An 18345-nucleotide genomic window follows, 5' to 3' on the forward strand; every position below is an offset into this window, starting at 1 on the left:
GTCAGGAACAGGCAGGCGAGTTCGCTGCAATCATGTAGGAGCTGGCTTGCCGGCGAAGCGATCCGAACCGCAACACAGCTATCGATTTGGCCATCGATATCGCCAGCAAGCTGGCTCCTACGGAAAAGGTGCCTATTGCGAGACAGCTGTTTCGGTTCAACCCCGCCATTTCTCACCGGGCACCACGATCATCGAAAAATACGGCGAGGCCATGGGTTCGACTTCATCCAGCGGCACGATGCGCTGGTTGGCCATGGTCGCCCGCTCCACGTAGTGAGCACGGTCGTGCAGGCCGAGGTCCTGCAGCACCCGGCGGACCTTCTCGAAGTTGCGGCCGAGCTTCATCACCACGGCGGCTTCGGCATCACGCAGGCGCTCGCGCAGCTCGTCTTCGGGCAGCACACCGGAAAGCACCGACAGGCTCTGGTTGCGGTACACCAGGGGAACGCCGAGCACCGCCGCGCTACCGAGCATCGAGCACACGCCGGGGATCACCTGAGCCTCGTAGCGCTCGGCCAGGCGGTCATGCAGGTACATGTAGGAGCCGTAGAAGAACGGGTCGCCTTCGCAGATCACCGCCACGTCGCGGCCCGCGTCGAGGTGCTCGGCGACCTGGGCGGCGCAGGTGTCGTAGAAGTCGCTGATCACGTCCTCGTAGGACAGCGGCGGCTCGAGCTTTTCGGTGGTCACCGGGTAGACCAGTGGCAGGCGCTGCTGACTGTCGTCCAGGTGACCTTCGATGATGCCGAAGGCGTTGCCACCCTGGCCGATATTGGCCTTGGCCTTGGCCACGAAGTAGCCGACCACGGGTGACGACTTGAGCAGGCGCAGGGCCTTGAGGGTGATCAGCTCGGGGTCGCCCGGGCCAACGCCCAGGCCCAGCAGGCGGCCTTTGCCGGGGCGGTCCATGCCGGTCATCATTCGACCTCCGTGGCCAGGGCGTTGACCGCGGCGGCGGCCATGGCGCTACCGCCCCGACGGCCCTGCACGATCACGTAGGGCACGCCATGCTCGGCGAAGGTGCTGGCGAGCAGGTCCTTGGACTCAGCAGCGCCCACGAAGCCCACCGGGAAGCCGAGAATCAGCGCTGGTTTGGGGGCGCCTGCAGCGAGCATGTCGAGCAGATAGAACAGCGCGGTGGGGGCGTTGCCGATCACCACCACCGAGCCTTCGAGATGCTCGCGCCAATGCTCCAGGGCTACCGCCGAGCGGGTATTGCCGAGCTTCTTGGCCAGCTCCGGTACGCCGGCATCGTTGAGGGTGCAGATCACCGGATTGCCGGCCTGCAGGCGCGTGCGCGTCACCCCTTCGGCAACCATGCGCGCGTCGCAGAGAATCGCCGCGCCATTGGCCAGGGCCTGGCGGCCGGCCGCACCGGCACCCGCGCAGAAGCGTAGATCCTGCACCACATCGACCATGCCGCAGGCGTGGATGACCCGCACCGCGAGCTTCTCGAGATCCGCCGGAATGGCGCTCAGGTCGGCCTCGGCGCGGATGATGGAGAAGGAATGGCGATAGATCTCCTGACCATCGCGGATGTAATCGGTCATCGGGTGAAACTCCGGGTAGCGGTGAGCGAGGCCAGCAATTCGGCGGCTTCGTCAGGTGTCAGGTGGTGGCCCAGCAATTGGCCGAAGCCGGTGCCGAGCGGTTGGCGGGCGAACAGGTCGTAACGACCCTCGGCCACAGCCAATAAGGTGAAGGGTGTGCGATGGGCGGCGGCGCAGGAGCGGCTGCATCCCGTGAGGTGAATGCCCGGCTGCCCGCTGCCAGCGGGTAGCCGGTCGGCCAGGCGCAGGGCATCGGCCTTGGTGTCGGCCTGGCCTTTGGCACAGCCGCTGGCGCCGGTGCAGGCGATGATACGGGTCAGCGGCGCGCTGGCATCGGTCAGCAGGCCGAGTGCGTGCAGGCTGTGCATGACTGCATCGGCAGCCGTCTCGGGGATATTGGTCAGCAATACGCTTTGCCAGGGCGTCAGACGCATGCTGCCATCACCGTAACGGCGGGCGAGATCTGCCAGGCCGAGTAACTGTTCGGCATCCAACCGACCGAGCACAGCGGCGGCGCCGATATGCACGAGACCCGGCTGACGCTGCTCATGGATACCGAGATGGGCATTGTCTTGCGCCGGGGTGCGGCGCCAGTTGCCTGCAGGCAGCAGCACATCTCCCAACCGTATCTGCAGACGCTGCAGCAGATCGGCAGGAGAATGGTTTTCCAGCAGATGCCGCATGCGCGTCTGCTCTGGCGTGGCCAGCTCCAGGAACAGGTCGAGCAAGGCGATGATCAGTTCGTGAGCAGAGGCTTGCGGCACGACAGCCAACGCGGCTGCATCTTCTTCTGCGAAGGGCGGGCAGCCGGCCAGCCCGAATGCATAGCCGATACCGCCGTTCAGCGGCAGCGCGCTGAGCCATATATCGTGGGGGTGTTCGAGCATCGCGAGGCGTTCGCCGCCGTCGAGCAGCAGGGCGAACTTCGGCGACAGGGCATGCAGATGCGCTGTGTTTTCCAGCGTCGCCAGCAACTGCATGGCCAGTGGCGAGATATCCACAAGCGCTTGCGGATCCACGCCTGCGGCCGGGCTGACCATCAGGTTGCGCACATCGTCGGCAGCGGGTGAGCGCGGGCCGAGGCCGGCGGCCAGCAACTCGCCGATCAACGCGTCTTCACTGCCGGCGTGGATGCCGCGGATCTGCAGGTTGGCGCGGTTGGTGGCTTCGATCACGCCGCCTGCATGGCGTTGTGCGGCCCTGGCGATGCGCTCAGCTCCGGTGGCATCGAGGCGCCCGCAGGCCAGCTTGATCCGGCAGATGCCGCCGTCCTTCGCCTGCACGATACGCAGCAACCCCGGACAGGCCGAGGGGCGAACAGCAGGGGATGGAATGCAAAAAGCCTGTTTCAACGGATCACCGGGGTCGGGTCACATGGGCATCCGTTCGAGGATAGGCCAGAGAAGGACGAGCTTCTATCACCGGGACACCCCGCCCGGTGTGGGCACATGCGACTGAATCCGTCGGCAGGTCTCCTGGCTCGCAGGTCATGGCGCGTGGCCGGCCTTCCCGGTTTCCCAGTGGCGATTGGCACAGGCGCTCGCTGCAACAGTTGCGGGGGCAGCCACGGCTGAAAACCTGCTCAATATCTGCTGCGCGTCGGCCCTGCTGCGTTAGAAAGCGACTCGAAATGCTCATTTACAGTCGTAAACTCCGCTTTCTCGCCCCTTTCTGCCTTGCATGGCTCTAGCTCGCTAGATATTGAACACGTTTTATATCGTGTTCCCTCTTAGGCCCGCGCCTACGTACCACGCAGCCGACGGACACCGACGAAGGCGCTATTATGCCCGCTTTGCCCACCCGGATGAAAAGCCGTGTGGATCAGCGGCAAGCGCCAAGCCGGAAACAGGTTGCTGACGACTCGTTGGCTTGTCGCTTGAGGCTTGCAGCTTATGGCTGTTTCTAGGATGAGGAAAAACGCATGACACCCTGGCTGACCGTCGTGGGCATTGGCGAAGACGGCTACCCCGGCCTCGGCAAGGCGGCGCGGCATGCGTTGCTGGCCGCCGAGCAGGTGTTCGGTAGCGAGCGCCAACTGGCACTGTTGCCGCACTGTATCCGTGCCACACGCCTGCCCTGGCCGAAGCCGTTTTCCCTGGCCCCGGTACTCGAGCGCCGCGGCACGCCGGTTTGCGTGCTGGCCAGCGGTGACCCGATGTTCTTTGGTGTCGGTGCCAGCCTGGCCCGTGAGCTGCCGAGCGAGGAACTGCACATTCTGCCGGCGCCTTCTTCCTGCTCGCTGGCGGCGGCTCGCCTGGGCTGGCCGTTGCAGAGCACGCCTCTGGTGTCGCTGGTTGGCCGCCCGCTGGCGGCGCTCAATACGCAGATCCATCCCGGCGTGCGCCTGCTGGTCCTGAGCAACGATGGCGAGAGCCCGGCGGCCATCGCCGGATTGTTGCGCGAGCGTGGTTTCGGCCCCAGTCGGCTGAGCGTCTTCGAACACCTGGGCGGTGAGCGCGAGCGGCGTATCGATGGCCTGGCTGATGGCTGGTCGCTGGCTCGCTCCGCTGATCTGAATCTGGTGGCGATCGACTGCGTGGCCGGTGATGACGCCATGCGCTTGCCGCTCACGCCGGGCCTGCCGGACGATGCCTATCGCCACGACGGGCAACTCACCAAACGCGACGTGCGCGCCATCACCCTGGCGCGCTTGGCGCCGCTGCCCGGCGAACTGCTTTGGGACGTGGGAGCCGGCTGCGGCTCCATCGGCATCGAGTGGCTGCGTACCCACCCCGCTTGTCGGGCCATCGCCATCGAGGCCGACGAAGGCCGCCAGGGCCATATCGCCCACAACCGCGATGCCCTTGGCGTGCCGGGCCTGCAACTGGTGGCCGGGCGTGCACCCGAGGCGCTGGCCGGGCTGGCGGCGCCAGACGCCATCTTCATCGGCGGCGGGGTGACCGCGCCCGGCGTGCTGCAAAGCTGCTGGCGCGCGCTCAAGCCCGGCGGTCGGCTGGTGGCCAACGCCGTGACCCTGCAGAGCGAGGCGGCGTTGATCGCCTTTCGTGGCGAAAAGGGCGGCGAGCTGACCCGTATCGAAGTGGCCCAGGCGCGCCCGCTCGGCGGTTTCGACACCTGGCGCGCCGCGTTGCCGATCACCCTGCTGCAGGTCAGCAAGCCGTTATGAGCCGCATCCTGCTACTGGGCGGGATCGGCGAAGCGCTGAACCTCGCCCGGCGCCTCGGCCCGGCGCATGTCTACAGCCTGGCCGGGTTGGGCAAGGTGCCGGATGACCTCGCTTGCCAGGTGCGCGTCGGCGGTTTTGGAGGGGCCGATGGTCTGGCTGCCTTCATCCGCGAGCAGGGTATCGACCTGCTGGTCGACGCCACCCATCCCTACGCCGCGCAGATCAGCCACAACGCCGCCCATGCCGCGCGACAGGCCGGGATCGCCTGCTGGGCGCTGCGTCGTCCGGGCTGGCAGGCCTCTTCCGAGGATGACTGGCGCGAGGTGTTCGACTGGCCCAGCCTGATCGCCGCGCTTGGCGACTTTCAGCGCCCGCTGTTCACCCTTGGCCGCGAGCCACTGGAGCATCTGCACGAGATTCCCGCCCACCAGCACTGGACCGTGCGCTGCCTGCAGAGCCAGCCTGCCACGCCCCGCGCCGAAGTGATCGGCGCCCGAGGGCCGTTCAGCCTGGACGATGAGCGCGCGCTGTTCGAGCGCCTCGATTGCGATGTGCTGGTGAGCAAGAACAGTGGCAGCGCTGCCACCGAGCACAAGTTGCAGGTGGCCCGTGAGCGTGGTGTGCCGGTGCTGGTGTTGCAGCGGCCGATTTTGCCCGCTGTGGATCGCGAGTTCGCCGAAGCCGAAGTGCTCTGGCAGGCGTTGCTGACCAACGGTGTCTAGCTCACTGCTAGACTGCCGCCCTTTTCCCGGAGCCTACCCATGACTACCACGCCCTACGCTCAGGTGCTGTTCGCTGGTCCGGATCTGCTCGACGGCTCCTTTGCCGAGCTGTTTCGTGCCCGCCTGGTCGAGCTGCGTGGCGAGCCTGCGCTGGCCGAAATCGTCGATACCGGTGCCGGTTATGACGGCCTCTGGCAGCGCGTGCAGGAGGGCAGCGGCAGGCTGCTGGTGATCGACCTGGAGGCGCAGAGCAGCAGCCAGCATGTCGACTGGCTGCGCAGCGAGCTGGCGCGCCTGACCGAGCCTGCACGGGTGTCTGTCACCAGCCTGTTCGGCCAGCTCGATGCCGATGCAGCCGGGGCCGCCTGTGCATTGCTCGAACGCCCGGAGCTGCACCTGAGTTGCCTCGATGTGCCAGCGCTGCCCGGCAGCCACGCCTGGTCGAAGATTCCCGCTCACCAGTACCGTGTGCTGCTGTGCAACGGCCCGCGCTGCACCCGCCGTGGCGCTCTGCCGCTGTGGAAAATGCTGCGGGAGAAGGTCAAGGCTGCTGGCCGTCTGGAGTGCGAGGGTGGCGTGCATATCACCCGTACCCAGTGCCAGTTTCCCTGCGATCAGGGCCCGACGCTGACGGTCTACCCGCCGGGTCATTGGTATCAGGTGCATAGCGAGGAAGACGTGGTGCGCCTGGTCGACGAGCAACTGGTCGCTGGCCGTGCGGTGCCCGAACTGATGATGGCGCGCCCCTGACCGGTATCGCCTGGAGCTCGGGTTGAGCGTAGCGAGACCCGGGTCTCTTGAGCAGCCCGAACCTGCTGCCCCGGGTTACTCCTTCGGCTAATCCAGGCTACATCGGCGGCTGCATCCCCTACTCGACCTGAAGTGATTTCGGGCTAACATGCCGGCATCATAAAAATTCGAGTCGTGCATGACCGCCCTGTTTCTGCGTTATCGCATCGTTGCCATCGTGCTGTTGGTGATCCTTGGCCTGGCCGTCAGCCTGTGGCTGGCCAGCCGCTATGCCGAGCAGCGGGCCTGGGAGGATCGCAGCAGCGAGGCACACGGCCAGTTGCAGCTGTATGCGCAATCGATCCAGACCCTGGTCGACCGCTTCCGTTCGGTGCCGGAGTTGCTGTCCATGGACGGTGATATTCAGGCACTGCTGCAGGCACCGGACGATCCGCAGTTACGCGACAAGCTCAACCGTCGCTTCGAAATGCTCAACGCCGCCGCTGGCGCCAGCGTGCTCTACCTGATCGACCGCCAGGGCCTCACCCTGGCGGCCAGCAACTGGAACGAGTGGAGCAGCTTCGTCGGCAGCAACTATGGCTTCCGCCCCTACTTCCAGGATGCGCTGCACCGCACCGCAGGTCGCTATTTCGCGGTCGGGGTGACCACTGGCGTGCCCGGCTACTTTCTCTCCCATGCGGTGTACGACGATAACGGCGCGGTGATCGGCGTGCTGGTGGTCAAGCTGGAGCTGGAGGAACTGCAGCGCGAGTGGGTGGGCCAGCCCGGCGTGCTGCTGGTGGCCGACAGCTACGGCGTGGTGATTCTCAGCAGCCGGCCGGCCTGGCGTTTCCGTGCCCTGGATGAGCTCGACGAACTCGATCACGCCGAGCTGGTGGAGGTGCGCAAGTACGCCGAGCGCCCCCTGGAGGTGCTGTCCACGGAGCCCGGCCCGTACTTCGAGGGCAATGCGGACTGGATGAACATCGATGGTCCGGATGGCCGGCAGAGTTACCTGTGGCAGCGCCAGGAGTTGACCAGCGAAGCCTGGACGCTGCACCTGCTGATCGAGGAAAACAGCCTGGGCGACACCGCGCGCAGCTATCGTCTGGCCGCGGCCGGTGTATGGCTGACCCTGGTATTCCTGGTGCTGTTTCTGGTCCAGCGTCACAAGAACCAGCGCCTGCAGGCGAGCATCCGCGAGAACCTCGAACGTGAGGTGACCCTGCGTACCGCCGAATTGCGAGAGGCCCAGGAAGGCCTGGTACATGCCGCCAAGATGGCGGCGCTGGGGCAGATGTCGGCGGCCATGGCCCATGAGATCAATCAGCCGCTGACGGCCATCCAGATGCATCTGGGCAGCCTCGGCCTGCTGCTCGACAACGGCCGCGAGCGCGAGGTGCGCGAAGGCCTGATCCGCATCGATGGTCTGTTGCAGCGCATGGCCAGTCTGACCGGCCATCTGAAGACCTTCGCCCGCAAGAGCCCGGCGGGGCTCAACGAGCGTCTGTTGCTCAGCGATGTGCTGGAGCAGGCGCTGTTGCTGCTGGCGCCACGCCTGCGCAGCGAGCAGGTGGAGTTGCGCCGCGAAATTCGCAGCGAGGCCCGGGTTTCCGGCGATGCCATTCGCCTGGAGCAGGTGGTGCTCAACCTGCTCAACAATGCTCTGGACGCCATGGTCGACAGCCCGCGGCGTATCCTCGGGGTGACCATCGAGTTGCTTGGCGACAGCTGTGCGCTGGAGGTCAGCGATGTGGGCGGCGGCATTCCCGAAGAGCATCTGGGTAACGTCTTCGAGCCGTTCTTCACCACCAAGCCGGTGGGCGAGGGCCTCGGACTCGGCCTGGCGATTTCCTACGGCATCGTGCGTGATCTGGGCGGCAGCCTGGAGGCGCGCAACGGTCCTGACGGCGCCATCTTCATCCTGCGCCTGCCGCGCGCGGGGTGAACCGGGCGGGTTTGGCATTTCGTGTAACGACGCCGTGGCTGGCGGGCCGATGACCGGGCGCTACACTGCGCGATCCAAGAATAAGGAGGTGATATGGGTGGTCAGGTAATCGTCGTCGACGATGAGGCAGCGATCCGCGAAGCGGCGCAGCAATGGCTGGAGCTGTCCGGTTTCAGCGTGCGTACCTGCGCCAACGCCGCCCAGGCGCTGGCCCTGATCGACGTGGATTTTCCCGGCGTGCTGATCAGCGATGTGCGCATGCCCGGCACCGATGGCCTGCAACTGCTGGACAAGGTGGTCGCCTGCGACCGCGATCTGCCGGTCATCATGATCACCGGGCACGGCGATGTGCCCATGGCCGTGCAGGCGCTCAAGCAGGGCGCCTATGACTTCATCGAAAAGCCCTTCACCCCCGATCGCCTGCTCGACACCGTGCGCCGAGCTCTGGAAAAACGTCGCCTGGTCTGCGAGAACCGCGGCCTGCGCCAGCAGTTCGCCCTCAAGGACGGTATCGCCGCGCAATTGCTCGGCGTGTCGCGGCCCATGGAGCGCTTGCGTCGACAGATCCTCGACCTGGCCGGCACCTCCGTGAACGTGCTGATCCGCGGTGAGACCGGTTCCGGCAAGGAGCGCGTGGCGCGCTGCCTGCACGACTTCAGCGAACGTGCCGACAAGCCCTTCGTGGCCCTCAACTGCGCCGCGATTCCCGAGCATCTGTTCGAGAGCGAGCTGTTCGGCCACGAGAGCGGCGCCTTCACTGGTGCCCAGAGCAAACGCATCGGCCGTATCGAACATGCCGACGGCGGCACCCTGTTCCTCGACGAGGTGGAAAGCCTGCCGCTGGCGCAGCAGGTCAAGCTGTTGCGCGTGCTGCAAGAGAAAACCCTGGAACGGTTGGGGTCCAACCGCAGCATCCACGTCGACCTGCGGGTGATCAGCGCGGTGAAGCCGGACCTGCTCGATGAAGTGAGAGCCGGGCGTTTCCGCGAGGATCTGCTCTATCGGCTGAATGTCGCCACCTTGCAGATTCCGGCGTTGCGCGAGCGTCGTGAAGACATCTCGCTGCTCTTCGAGCATTTCGCCGAAGAGGCCGCACAACGCCACGGTCGCAGCCTCGAACCACTGACACCCGCCGAGCTGGCCGCGTTGCTCGGGCATGAGTGGCCGGGCAACGTACGCGAGCTGGTCAACGCCGCCGAGCGCCACGCCCTGGGGCTGAGCGGTGCGGCGCAGGAACAGGCCGGCCAGTCCCTCGCCGGGCAGATGGAAACCTTCGAGGCGCAGTGCCTGCACAACGCGCTGCTGCGCTGTCGCGGCAGCATCCTGCAGACCATGGAACTGCTGCAGGTACCCCGCCGTACCCTCAACGAAAAGATGCAGCGCCATGGTTTGCAACGCAGCACCTATCGCCCCGCCGGAAGCGGCGACGAGGATTGAGCAGCACCTGATGGGCCGTTCACCCTTGCTGGTGGGCTGAAGCCCACCCTACGTCTGAGGCGGATTGCTGCCCGGCCCAACCGACGTCTGCGCGCTCCCCGTGTAGGGTGGGCTTCAGCCCACCAATAGTGGAGTTGCCAGATCGTTCCCACGCTCTGCGTGGGAACAACGCCGCCTGGACGCTCTGCGTCCGCTTCTGAGAAGCGTCGGTCTTTCTGGGCGGAATCTTGCCGGTCGCCGGTCCGCGAATAGGCGGGCTTTCGCTGGTTTCAGTCGCTGCGAAAACCCTCTACCGCTCTGGCACGGGCATTCTGGGCGCTGGCATGGCATCTGCAATGTCGCTTGGGCAACCGGCATTCGAGTCGGTGACCATAACAAAGACAACAGGTCGTCAGCGGCAGCGTGATTTTGCTCTCTGTTCGCCGCTCTCCGTTCTCTCTGGTCATCGATCCCGCACCGGCTCTCTGACAAGAATAATCACGGAGAAACACCATGCGACTGACCAAGCGCTTCAGCCTCTTCGCCGCCGCTGCGGCCTTCACTGCCAGCACCGCCGCACTCGCCGCACCCACCTTCATCAACGTGCTTACCGGCGGTACCAGCGGGGTGTATTACCCGATTGGCGTGGCCCTTTCGCAGCTTTACGGCAACGGTATCGAGGGTGCCAAGACTTCCGTGCAGGCGACCAAGGCCTCGGTGGAAAACCTCAATCTGCTGCAGGCAGGCCGTGGTGAACTGGCCTTCGCGCTTGGCGATTCGGTGGACGATGCCTGGAAGGGAGTCGAGGACGCTGGCTTCAAGGCGCCGCTGACCAAGATCCGCGCCATCGCCGCCACCTACCCGAACTACATCCAGATCGTGGCCAGCAAGGAATCCGGGATCAAGACCCTGGAAGACCTCAAGGGCAAGCGCATCTCGGTCGGCGCGCCGAAGTCCGGCACCGAGCTCAATGCCCGGGCCATCTTCAAGGCCGCTGGCCTGAGTTACAAGGACATGGGCCGGGTCGAATTCATGCCCTATGCCGAGTCGGTCGAGTTGATCAAGAACCGCCAGTTGGACGCCACGCTGCAGTCTTCCGGTTTGGGCATGGCGGCGATCCGCGATCTGGCGTCGATGGTGCCGCTCACCTTCGTGGCGATTCCCGAGGAGGTCGTCACCAAGATCGGCAGCAGCGCCTACCAGCCGATGGTGATCCCGGCCAACACCTATGACGGCCAGACCGAGGATGTGCCGACTGCGGCGATCATCAACCTGCTGGTCAGCCATGAAGGCGTGTCCGACGACGTCGCCTATCAGATGACCAAGCTGATGTTCGACAACCTTGCCCGCCTGCGCACCGCGCATTCTGCGTCCAACGACATGAGCCTGGAGAAGGCCACGGAAGGCCTGCCGATCCCGTTGCATCCGGGCGCCGAGCGCTTCTACAAGGAAGCCGGCGTTCTCGAGTAACACCGATGGAAGAGGGGCCGGGACCCGTGTCCGGCGCCCTCGTTCATCGAGTCAGCGTTCGCCCATGCCCTGATGGTGTCGGCGTACCGTTATCCCAGCTGTATCGAGAATCTATCCATGAGCGATCATCCAGGTCTGACCGGCAATCCCAGTCAGTGGCCCAAGGCCGTGTTCTACGTCGCGATCCTGTTTTCGGTCTATCAGATCATCGGGGCTGCGTTCCATCCTTTCTCCAGCCAGGTGCTGCGCGCCGGGCACGTCGGCTTCGTGTTGCTGATGGTGTACCTGTGTTTCCCGTTGCGGGGCCAGGGCCGGCCATGGACTCCGGTGGCCTGGGCCCTGGGCCTGGCTGGCCTGAGCACGGCGATTTACCAGTGGTATTTCGAGGCCGACCTGATCCAGCGTTCGGGCGACCTCACCCCCTTCGACATGGTGATCGGGGTGACCTTGCTGGTGCTGGTATTCGAGGCGGCGCGACGGGTCATGGGGCTGGCCTTGCCGATCATCTGCGGCTGCTTCCTGGCGTACGGCCTGTTTGGCGAGCACCTGCCGGGCGACCTGGCGCACCGTGGTTATGACTTCGACCAGATCATCAACCAGCTGTCGTTCGGTACCGAGGGTTTCTACGGCACGCCGACCTACGTGTCGGGCACCTATATCTTCCTGTTCATCCTGTTCGGCGCCTTCCTCGAACAGGCGGGGATGATCAGGCTGTTCACCGATTTCGCCATGGGCATGTTCGGTCACAAGACCGGCGGCCCGGCCAAGGTGTCGGTGGTCTCTTCGGCGCTGATGGGCACCATCACCGGTTCGGGTGTAGCCAACGTGGTGACCACCGGCCAGTTCACCATCCCGCTGATGAAGCGCTTCGGTTACAAGGGCACCTTCGCCGCCGCGGTGGAAGCCTCGGCCAGCATGGGCAGCCAGATCATGCCGCCGATCATGGGGGCCGTGGCCTTCATCATGGCCGAGACCATCAACGTGCCGTACGTGGAGATCGCCAAGGCGGCGCTGATCCCGGCCCTGCTGTGGTTCGGCTCGATTTTCTGGACCGTGCACCTCGAGGCCCAGCGCCTCAAACTGGTTGGCCTGCCGAAAGACGAATGCCCGGATCCATTCGCGGCGATCAAGCAGCGCTGGTACCTGCTGATTCCGCTGGGTGTGCTGGTGTATCTGCTGTTCGCCGGCTTCACCCCGATGTTCTCCGGCACCGTGGGCCTGGCCCTGACGGCCATCGTCATCCTCGGCACGGCGATCGTCATGCGCGCCAGCAACCTGTGGCTGAAGATCGCCTTCTGGATCGCCCTGGGGCTGGTCAGTTCCGGCTTCCTCAAATTCGGCATTGGCGTGGTGTTCGGCGTGATCGCGGTGTTGGTTGCCGGCTGCTTCTACGTCAAGGGCGGGCGTGAAACCCTGCGCGCCTGCGTCTGGGCGCTGGCCGAGGGCGCGCGCCATGCGGTGCCGGTGGCGGTCGCCTGCATCCTGGTGGGGGTGATCATCGGCGTGGTTTCGCTGACCGGCATCGCCACCACCTTCGCCGGTTACATCATGGCCATTGGCAAGGACAACCTGTTCCTGTCACTGCTGCTGACCATGCTCACGTGCCTGATCCTGGGCATGGGTATTCCGACCATCCCCAACTACATCATCACCAGCGCGATTGCCGCGCCAGCTTTGCTGGAGTTGGGTGTGCCGCTGATCGTGTCGCATATGTTCGTGTTCTATTTCGGCCTGATGGCCGACCTGACGCCGCCGGTGGCGCTGGCCTGCTTCGCCGCGGGGTCGATCGCCAAGGAGAACGGCCTGAAGATCAGCCTGTGGTCGGTGCGCATCGCCGCCTGTGGCTTCGTCGTCCCCTTCATGGCGGTGTATGACCCGGCGCTGCTGATGCAGGGTGATGACTGGGGGGCGATCCTCTACATGTTCATCAAGTCGGTGTTTGCCGTCGGGTTGTGGGGCATGGCGGTGGTCGGCTATTGCTCGGCGCCGATGCGTGCGTGGGAGCGGCTACTGGTTTTCGCTGCCGGTGCTTCGCTGGTGATTCCAGCCTCGGTGTTCAGTTACGACCTGCTCGGGCTGTACAGCGTGACCACCGATGAAATCGGTTTTCTGGTCGCGGCCGCGGTGATTGCCCAGCACGTGCTGCGCGCACGCCGTCAGCCTGCACTGGCTGCAGCTTGATCGCACTGTGCATGGGGTTGGCCGGGGTGGTCTGGGCGCAAGTGCCCACCCCGGCTTTCACCCTGGCCTGGAATCACAGCATCGAGAAGATTCGCTGGGAAGAGGACTACCGCGTCAGTGCCGAGGGGTTGTTGCTCGGCGAGGCGCGGGTGCGCGGCAGCGGTGCCGGCATGGAGATTCCTGACGGCGCCGTATTGCGTGATGGCGCCTGGCATTACCAGCGTCGAATGCCGCCTCTGCAACCGTTACGCCTCGGCCGCACACCCGAGGCGGGCGACTATCAACTCTGCGATGCCCAAGGCTGTAAACCCCTCAGCGAGTGGCTCGGGCCACCGACGGCCAATCAGCCGGCGGTGGAGCTTTGGAGTTGTGAGCTGACCGATCCTTGATCCTGCAAGTAATTGCAGCCATGTGGAGCGCGCCATGCGCGCGAAAGAAATCGCGGGCATGGCCCGCTCCCACAGACGGCCTGCTTGCTCTGCCGCACTGATCAACGGCCCTGCCGCATCTCCCCCAACTCCGCCCGCAACGCCTTCAACTCATCCAAGATCATCTGCTCGCGCTGCACCCGCGCTTCTACTTCGGGATCAGGCCCCTGGGCGTCCTGCATGGCGTTGACGATCACTGCGATGAACAGGTTGAGCATCATGAACGTGGCGATCAGCACGTAAGGGATAAAGAACATCCACGCGTGCGGGTACACCTCCATGATCGGTCGCACCGTGCCGCTCGACCAGCTGTCCAGGGTCATCATCTGGAACAGCGAATACAGGCTGGCGGTCAACGAGCCGAACCACTCGGGAAAGCGCTCGCCAAACAGTTGCGTGGCCATCACCGCCGACACGTAGAAGATCAGCCCCATCAGCATGATGATGCTGCCCATGCCGGGCAGCGACGCGAGCAGCGCCTGCACCACCTTGCGCATGCTCGGGTTGATCGACACCAGGCGCAGTACCCGCAACACGCGCAATGCCCGCAATACGCTGAACGGCCCGCTGGCCGGCACCAGCGCGATGCCCACCACGATGCAATCGAACACCGCCCACGGATCACGCAGCAGGCCTATGCCACGGGCCGCGAAGCGCAGCGCCAGCTCGATCACGAACACCGCGAGGATGAACATATCCACAGGCAACAGCAGCCAGCCCCACTCGCTGACGATTTCCGCCGAGGTCAGCATGCCGAGGATGGCGGCGTTGATCAGGATCAGCACGGTGATCAGGCGCTGCACGGGGGTGCCGTCCATCACCTCGGCCAATTTCAGGCGCCAGGTGGCGTTCGAGGAAGGTAGGGGGCTGTTCATGGGCGTGCGTCAGTCGATGTCCGGTTCGGTCAGAAGGCTGACGATTCTAAGGTCTCAGGCTGGCAGTGATCAGGCACAAGCGGCGTTTCGGCAGGGATTTCGGGTTACCCATTGTTTCAGCAGACCGATCTCGAGGGTAATTGCCGCCCCGCAGGTTTTGAAAACCACGAGCATGGGCTTGCACTCCGCGTGGCTGCGAAGAGGGGCTACCCTGCCTAAGGGGGAGAAAGACGTGTTCGCCCTGCCGCGATTTCGATTCCGACTGCGAGCCGATTTACCCGGATGACGGCTGGGCAAACACCTTGAACAGATCGACTTCTTCGCTTTCCGGTGGGGCCAGGCGCAGACGCTGTTCGATATTCAGCAGATGCTCCTCCATGCACTGCGTCGCCTGCTGAACATTACCGTCGAGCAGGGCCTTGGCCAGGGCCTCATGCTCGTTGTGCGAGCACTGGATGCCGTTATGGTTTTCATACAGGGCGATGATCAGCGAGCTACGGGCTATCAGGCCTTCGAGCATTTCGCCCAGGGTGCTGTTGCCGGCGATACGTGCCAGCAGGCGATGGAAGTCCCCTGACAGGCGAATGAATTCGGGTTTGGCCGGTTCGTGCCCAAGTGCCAATTCGGCCTTCAGGTGCGCTTCGATGGCGCGGCGGTCGGGGGCTTGCATGCGCTTGCAGGCTTCTTCGATCAACGCCTTTTCGATCACCCGGCGTGCGGCGAACACTTCGCGGGCCTGTTGCGGCGTCGGTTCTTCGACAAAGGCGCCACGGTTCATTTCCAGGCGCACCAGCTTGAGGTGAGCCAGGTCGCGCAGGGCACTGCGGATGTGGTTGCGGTTGGCCTGAAACACGTCCACCAGGTTGAGCTCGGTCAGGCGAGTACCGGGCGGCAGACGCTGCTCGACGATGGCATCGTAGATCGCGTTGTAGATGCGTTGCACTTCACGAATGACGTGACTGGCCATGGGTGATGCTCGTTTGCGTGGGAGCCAGGGCGGCTGAAGCTTGGCGGCAGTGTAATTGTTAACAATGAAGCGGCAAAGGGGGAGAGGGCTATACCGGGTGGTGCATGGCGTTGTCGCATTGCCCTATTGTTGTGCAATGCACGCTATTTTTCAGGATTTAATCCGTTATGTAGGGCGTATGCCGTCTTTTCACCGTAACTGAAAAACCATCCGTTTTTCAGCCGGATACACAGTGCGGGAGAAGTCTGGTACAGGTTGTGGGCAGAGAAGTGGCTGCCTGGCACATCCGTTGCTAACACTTGTTTTATAATTGTTAGCAATTTCGGGCGGCAAGCATGTCTGGGAAAGGTCAGGTCGAGCTGGTGGCGGTGCACAAGGCCTACGGTGCGCGGGTGGCGGTCACCGATCTCCATCTGAAAATTCCCAGTGGCAGCTATTGCTGCCTGCTCGGCCCCAGCGGCTGCGGCAAGAGCACCACCTTGCGCATGCTGGCCGGGCACGAAGAGGTGAGCGAGGGCGACATCCTCATGGATAACCGCAACGTCACCGAGTTTTCGCCGACCCAGCGCGGCACGGCAATGATGTTTCAGAACTACGCGCTGTTCCCGCACATGAGCTGCCTGGACAACGTCGCCTTCGGCCTGCGCATCGCCGGCATGGCCAGGGCCGAGCGCCACGCCAAGGCCCGCGAGCTGCTGGCGCTGGTGAACATGCAGGATTACGCCGAGAGTTACCCCGAGCAGCTTTCCGGTGGTCAGCAGCAGCGAGTGGCGCTGGCCCGTGCCCTGATTACCCAGCCGGACGTGGTGCTGCTCGACGAGCCGCTGTCCGCTCTCGACCCGTTCTTGCGGATTCGCATGCGCAAGGAGCTCAAGGCGATCCAGAAGCAATTGGGGCTGACCTTCATCCACGTCACCCACTCCCAGGAAGAAGCCTTCGCCCTGGCCGATCTGGCGGTGGTGATGGACGGTGGCAAGATTCAGCAGGTAGCGCCGCCACGGGAATTGTTCGAGCGGCCAGCCACTCCCTTCGTCGCGCAATTCATCGGCGGCCACAGCCTGATGCGTGGCGAGCTGACTGCGCGCGAGGCAGATCGCGTGGTACTCAGCGTCGAAGGCACAGGGCAGGGCAGCCTGAGTCTGGCGCAACTGGGCGACGATTATGCCGAGGCCATGGTGGGCACGCCGCTGGCGTTCTCGGTGCGCTGCGATCACCTGGACATCCTGCCGCCAGGCAGCGCTCCGCCAGCCGGGCAGTTTGGCTTGCCTGCGCGGGTCTGCGATGTCGAGTTCCAGGGCGCTTTCATCTACGTCGAATGCCAAACCGCCAGCGCTACGCCGCTGATGGTTTACCTGGCCGACCGCCAGCGCCAGGTACCCGAGGTGGGTGCAGAGGTCACCCTGGCCTGGGACGCCGCGCACCTCAACCTGTTCTCCCCGCAACACGCCAACCCGACAGAGGAGGTTCACTGATGAGCGAGCACGATGACAGCACCCCGCAACTCCCCGCCGAAACCCCGCAGGTGGAATCCGCCAAGGGACTGTCCAGGCGCAGCCTGATCAAGGGGCTGGGGGTGGCCTCGGCAGTGGCCGTGGGTTCCGGCGCGATCACCGGTTTTCCGATGATCTGGGCGCAGAACATCAAGAACATCACCTTGCGTCAGTTCGGCACCGGGGTGTCCAACCTCAACGACATCGCCATGAAGGCCAAGGAAGATCTGGGGATCACCCTGCAACTCACCGCACTGGACTCCGATGCGGTGGCGCAGCGGGCAGTGACTCAGCCACGCTCCTTCGACATCGCCGACATCGAGTACTGGATCGGCAAGAAGGTGTACCCGTCCGGCACCATGCAGGCCATGGACACTCAACGACTGAAGAATTTCGACAAGATCTCGCCGCTGTTCATCAACGGCAAACTGAACGCCGATTCGGTGATCGCCCAAGGTACTGCGCCGCACACCGTTGGCTTCGTCGAAAGCGCCGATTCGCTGAAGTTCGCCAGTGAGCCGACCCGCTGGATGACGCTGGTGCCGACCATCTACAACGCCGACACCCTGGGCATTCGCCCGGATCTGGTCGGGCGCCCGATCAAGAACTGGCGCGACATCATGGACCCGGCCTTCAAGGGCAAGGCCTCGATCCTCAACATCCCGTCCATCGGCATCATGGACGCGGCGATGATCTGCGAATCCATGGGTGAGATCACCTATGGCGACAAGGGCAACATGACCCAGGCCGAGATCGACAAGACCATCGCCATCCTCATGCAGGCGAAGAAAGACGGCCAGTTCCGCGCCTTCTGGAAGAGCTTCGATGAGTCGGTGAACCTGATGGCTTCCGGTGAGGTGGTGATCCAGTCCATGTGGTCACCGGCCGTGGCCGCCGTGCGCAGCCGCGGTGTGGCCTGCACCTACCAGCCGCTGGAAGAGGGCTATCGCGCCTGGGGCGGCGGTATCGGTCTGGCCAAGCACCTCAGCGGCCTGGAGCTGGATGCGGCCTATGAGTACATCGACTGGTACCTGTCGGGCTGGGTCGGTGCCTACCTCAACCGCCAGGGCTACTACAGCGCCGCCCCGGAGACCTCCAGGCAGTACATGAGCGCCGATGAATGGGGCTTCTGGATGGAGGGCAAGGCCGCCCAGAGCGACATTCTCAGCCCGGACGGCAAGGTCATGGAAAAGGCCGGCGCGGTGCGTGATGGCGGCTCCTATGAGCAGCGCATGGGCAGCGTGGCTTGCTGGAACTCGGTGATGGACGAGAACCGCCACATGGTCCGCAAGTGGAACGAGTTCATCGTTTCCTGACCCGGCCGTAGCGGTGGGTGGCGCCGTTTCATCCACCGCCGCGCCTGCGCCACCTCACTTTCTGCGTACTGGACTCGATATGCGCACCGGACTCGCCAACATCAGCCACCTGCAAGCCCTGCCGCT

The 18345-nt window shown here is 64.5% G+C and carries 15 protein-coding genes and 1 riboswitch; of the genes, 10 read left to right on the forward strand and 5 right to left on the reverse strand.

Translation table 11 applies throughout. The annotated features are described in order from the left end of the window. Positions 1–156 precede the first annotated feature (156 nt). From FHR27_RS20950 to cobG, 3 genes are read right to left on the reverse strand one after another with little or no spacing between them, the layout of a single operon-like run. The gene (locus tag FHR27_RS20950; RefSeq protein WP_444964380.1) at positions 157–918 is read right to left on the reverse strand and encodes a precorrin-2 C(20)-methyltransferase; all 762 of its coding nucleotides are present in this window, start codon (positions 916–918) and stop codon (positions 157–159) included. Beyond that, positions 918–1550 (reverse strand): precorrin-8X methylmutase, encoded by a 633-nt coding sequence (locus FHR27_RS20955; RefSeq protein WP_042554990.1) that lies wholly within the window; start codon positions 1548–1550, stop codon positions 918–920. The genes FHR27_RS20950 and FHR27_RS20955 overlap by 1 nt, the downstream gene beginning before the upstream one ends. Beyond that, a complete protein-coding gene (gene cobG / locus FHR27_RS20960; RefSeq protein WP_179539457.1) occupies positions 1547–2902 on the reverse strand; it encodes a precorrin-3B synthase in 1356 nt (451 codons plus the stop codon). The genes FHR27_RS20955 and cobG overlap by 4 nt, the downstream gene beginning before the upstream one ends. Positions 2903–2998: 96 nt before the next feature. Next, a riboswitch (cobalamin riboswitch) is annotated at positions 2999–3336 on the reverse strand. Positions 3337–3471: 135 nt separating this feature from the next. Between cobG and FHR27_RS20965 the strand changes: the two genes are divergently transcribed. The 8 genes from FHR27_RS20965 (at position 3472) to FHR27_RS21000 (ending at position 13532) form a co-directional block, all read left to right on the forward strand. Next, complete coding sequence (locus FHR27_RS20965) at positions 3472–4677, forward strand: bifunctional cobalt-precorrin-7 (C(5))-methyltransferase/cobalt-precorrin-6B (C(15))-methyltransferase (protein ID WP_042554992.1); 1206 nt, start codon at positions 3472–3474, stop codon at positions 4675–4677. After that, the gene (locus tag FHR27_RS20970; protein WP_042554993.1) at positions 4674–5399 is read left to right on the forward strand and encodes a cobalt-precorrin-6A reductase; all 726 of its coding nucleotides are present in this window, start codon (positions 4674–4676) and stop codon (positions 5397–5399) included. The genes FHR27_RS20965 and FHR27_RS20970 overlap by 4 nt, the downstream gene beginning before the upstream one ends. Before the next feature lie 39 nt (positions 5400–5438). Next, the gene (locus tag FHR27_RS20975; protein ID WP_179539458.1) at positions 5439–6149 is read left to right on the forward strand and encodes a (2Fe-2S) ferredoxin domain-containing protein; all 711 of its coding nucleotides are present in this window, start codon (positions 5439–5441) and stop codon (positions 6147–6149) included. A gap of 178 nt (positions 6150–6327) precedes the next feature. Continuing rightward, entirely contained in the window at positions 6328–8076 is a 1749-nt protein-coding gene (locus FHR27_RS20980; RefSeq protein WP_179539459.1) for a sensor histidine kinase, read from the forward strand. Between the two features lie 93 nt (positions 8077–8169). Continuing rightward, positions 8170–9513, forward strand: coding sequence for a sigma-54-dependent transcriptional regulator (locus FHR27_RS20985; RefSeq protein ID WP_179539460.1), 1344 nt, complete (start codon positions 8170–8172; stop codon positions 9511–9513). 492 nt (positions 9514–10005) lie between these two features. Continuing rightward, positions 10006–10962, forward strand: a complete 957-nt coding sequence (locus FHR27_RS20990) for a TAXI family TRAP transporter solute-binding subunit (RefSeq protein WP_179539461.1) — start codon at positions 10006–10008, stop codon at positions 10960–10962. A 117-nt stretch (positions 10963–11079) separates the two neighbouring features. After that, entirely contained in the window at positions 11080–13143 is a 2064-nt protein-coding gene (locus tag FHR27_RS20995; protein WP_042554998.1) for a TRAP transporter permease, read from the forward strand. Further along, complete coding sequence (locus FHR27_RS21000; protein ID WP_179539462.1) at positions 13140–13532, forward strand: DUF1850 domain-containing protein; 393 nt, start codon at positions 13140–13142, stop codon at positions 13530–13532. Before FHR27_RS20995 ends, FHR27_RS21000 begins: the two co-directional genes overlap by 4 nt. A gap of 101 nt (positions 13533–13633) precedes the next feature. On the opposite strand, the gene FHR27_RS21005 is transcribed toward FHR27_RS21000, so the two are convergent. Further along, positions 13634–14446, reverse strand: a complete 813-nt coding sequence (locus FHR27_RS21005; RefSeq protein ID WP_179539463.1) for an ion transporter — start codon at positions 14444–14446, stop codon at positions 13634–13636. 274 nt (positions 14447–14720) lie between these two features. Next, complete coding sequence (locus FHR27_RS21010; RefSeq protein WP_179539464.1) at positions 14721–15413, reverse strand: GntR family transcriptional regulator; 693 nt, start codon at positions 15411–15413, stop codon at positions 14721–14723. 335 nt (positions 15414–15748) lie between these two features. On the opposite strand from FHR27_RS21010, the gene FHR27_RS21015 reads away from it, so the two are divergent. Beyond that, positions 15749–16885 carry an ABC transporter ATP-binding protein gene (locus FHR27_RS21015; protein ID WP_042553493.1) on the forward strand — a complete coding sequence of 379 codons (1137 nt, stop codon included), beginning with the start codon at positions 15749–15751 and terminating at the stop codon, positions 16883–16885. Next, complete coding sequence (locus FHR27_RS21020; RefSeq protein ID WP_042553492.1) at positions 16885–18219, forward strand: ABC transporter substrate-binding protein; 1335 nt, start codon at positions 16885–16887, stop codon at positions 18217–18219. Before FHR27_RS21015 ends, FHR27_RS21020 begins: the two co-directional genes overlap by 1 nt. The last annotated feature ends 126 nt before the right edge of the window (positions 18220–18345 follow it).

This window comes from Pseudomonas flavescens, assembly GCF_013408425.1.
GTDB lineage: Bacteria > Pseudomonadota > Gammaproteobacteria > Pseudomonadales > Pseudomonadaceae > Aquipseudomonas > Aquipseudomonas fulva_A.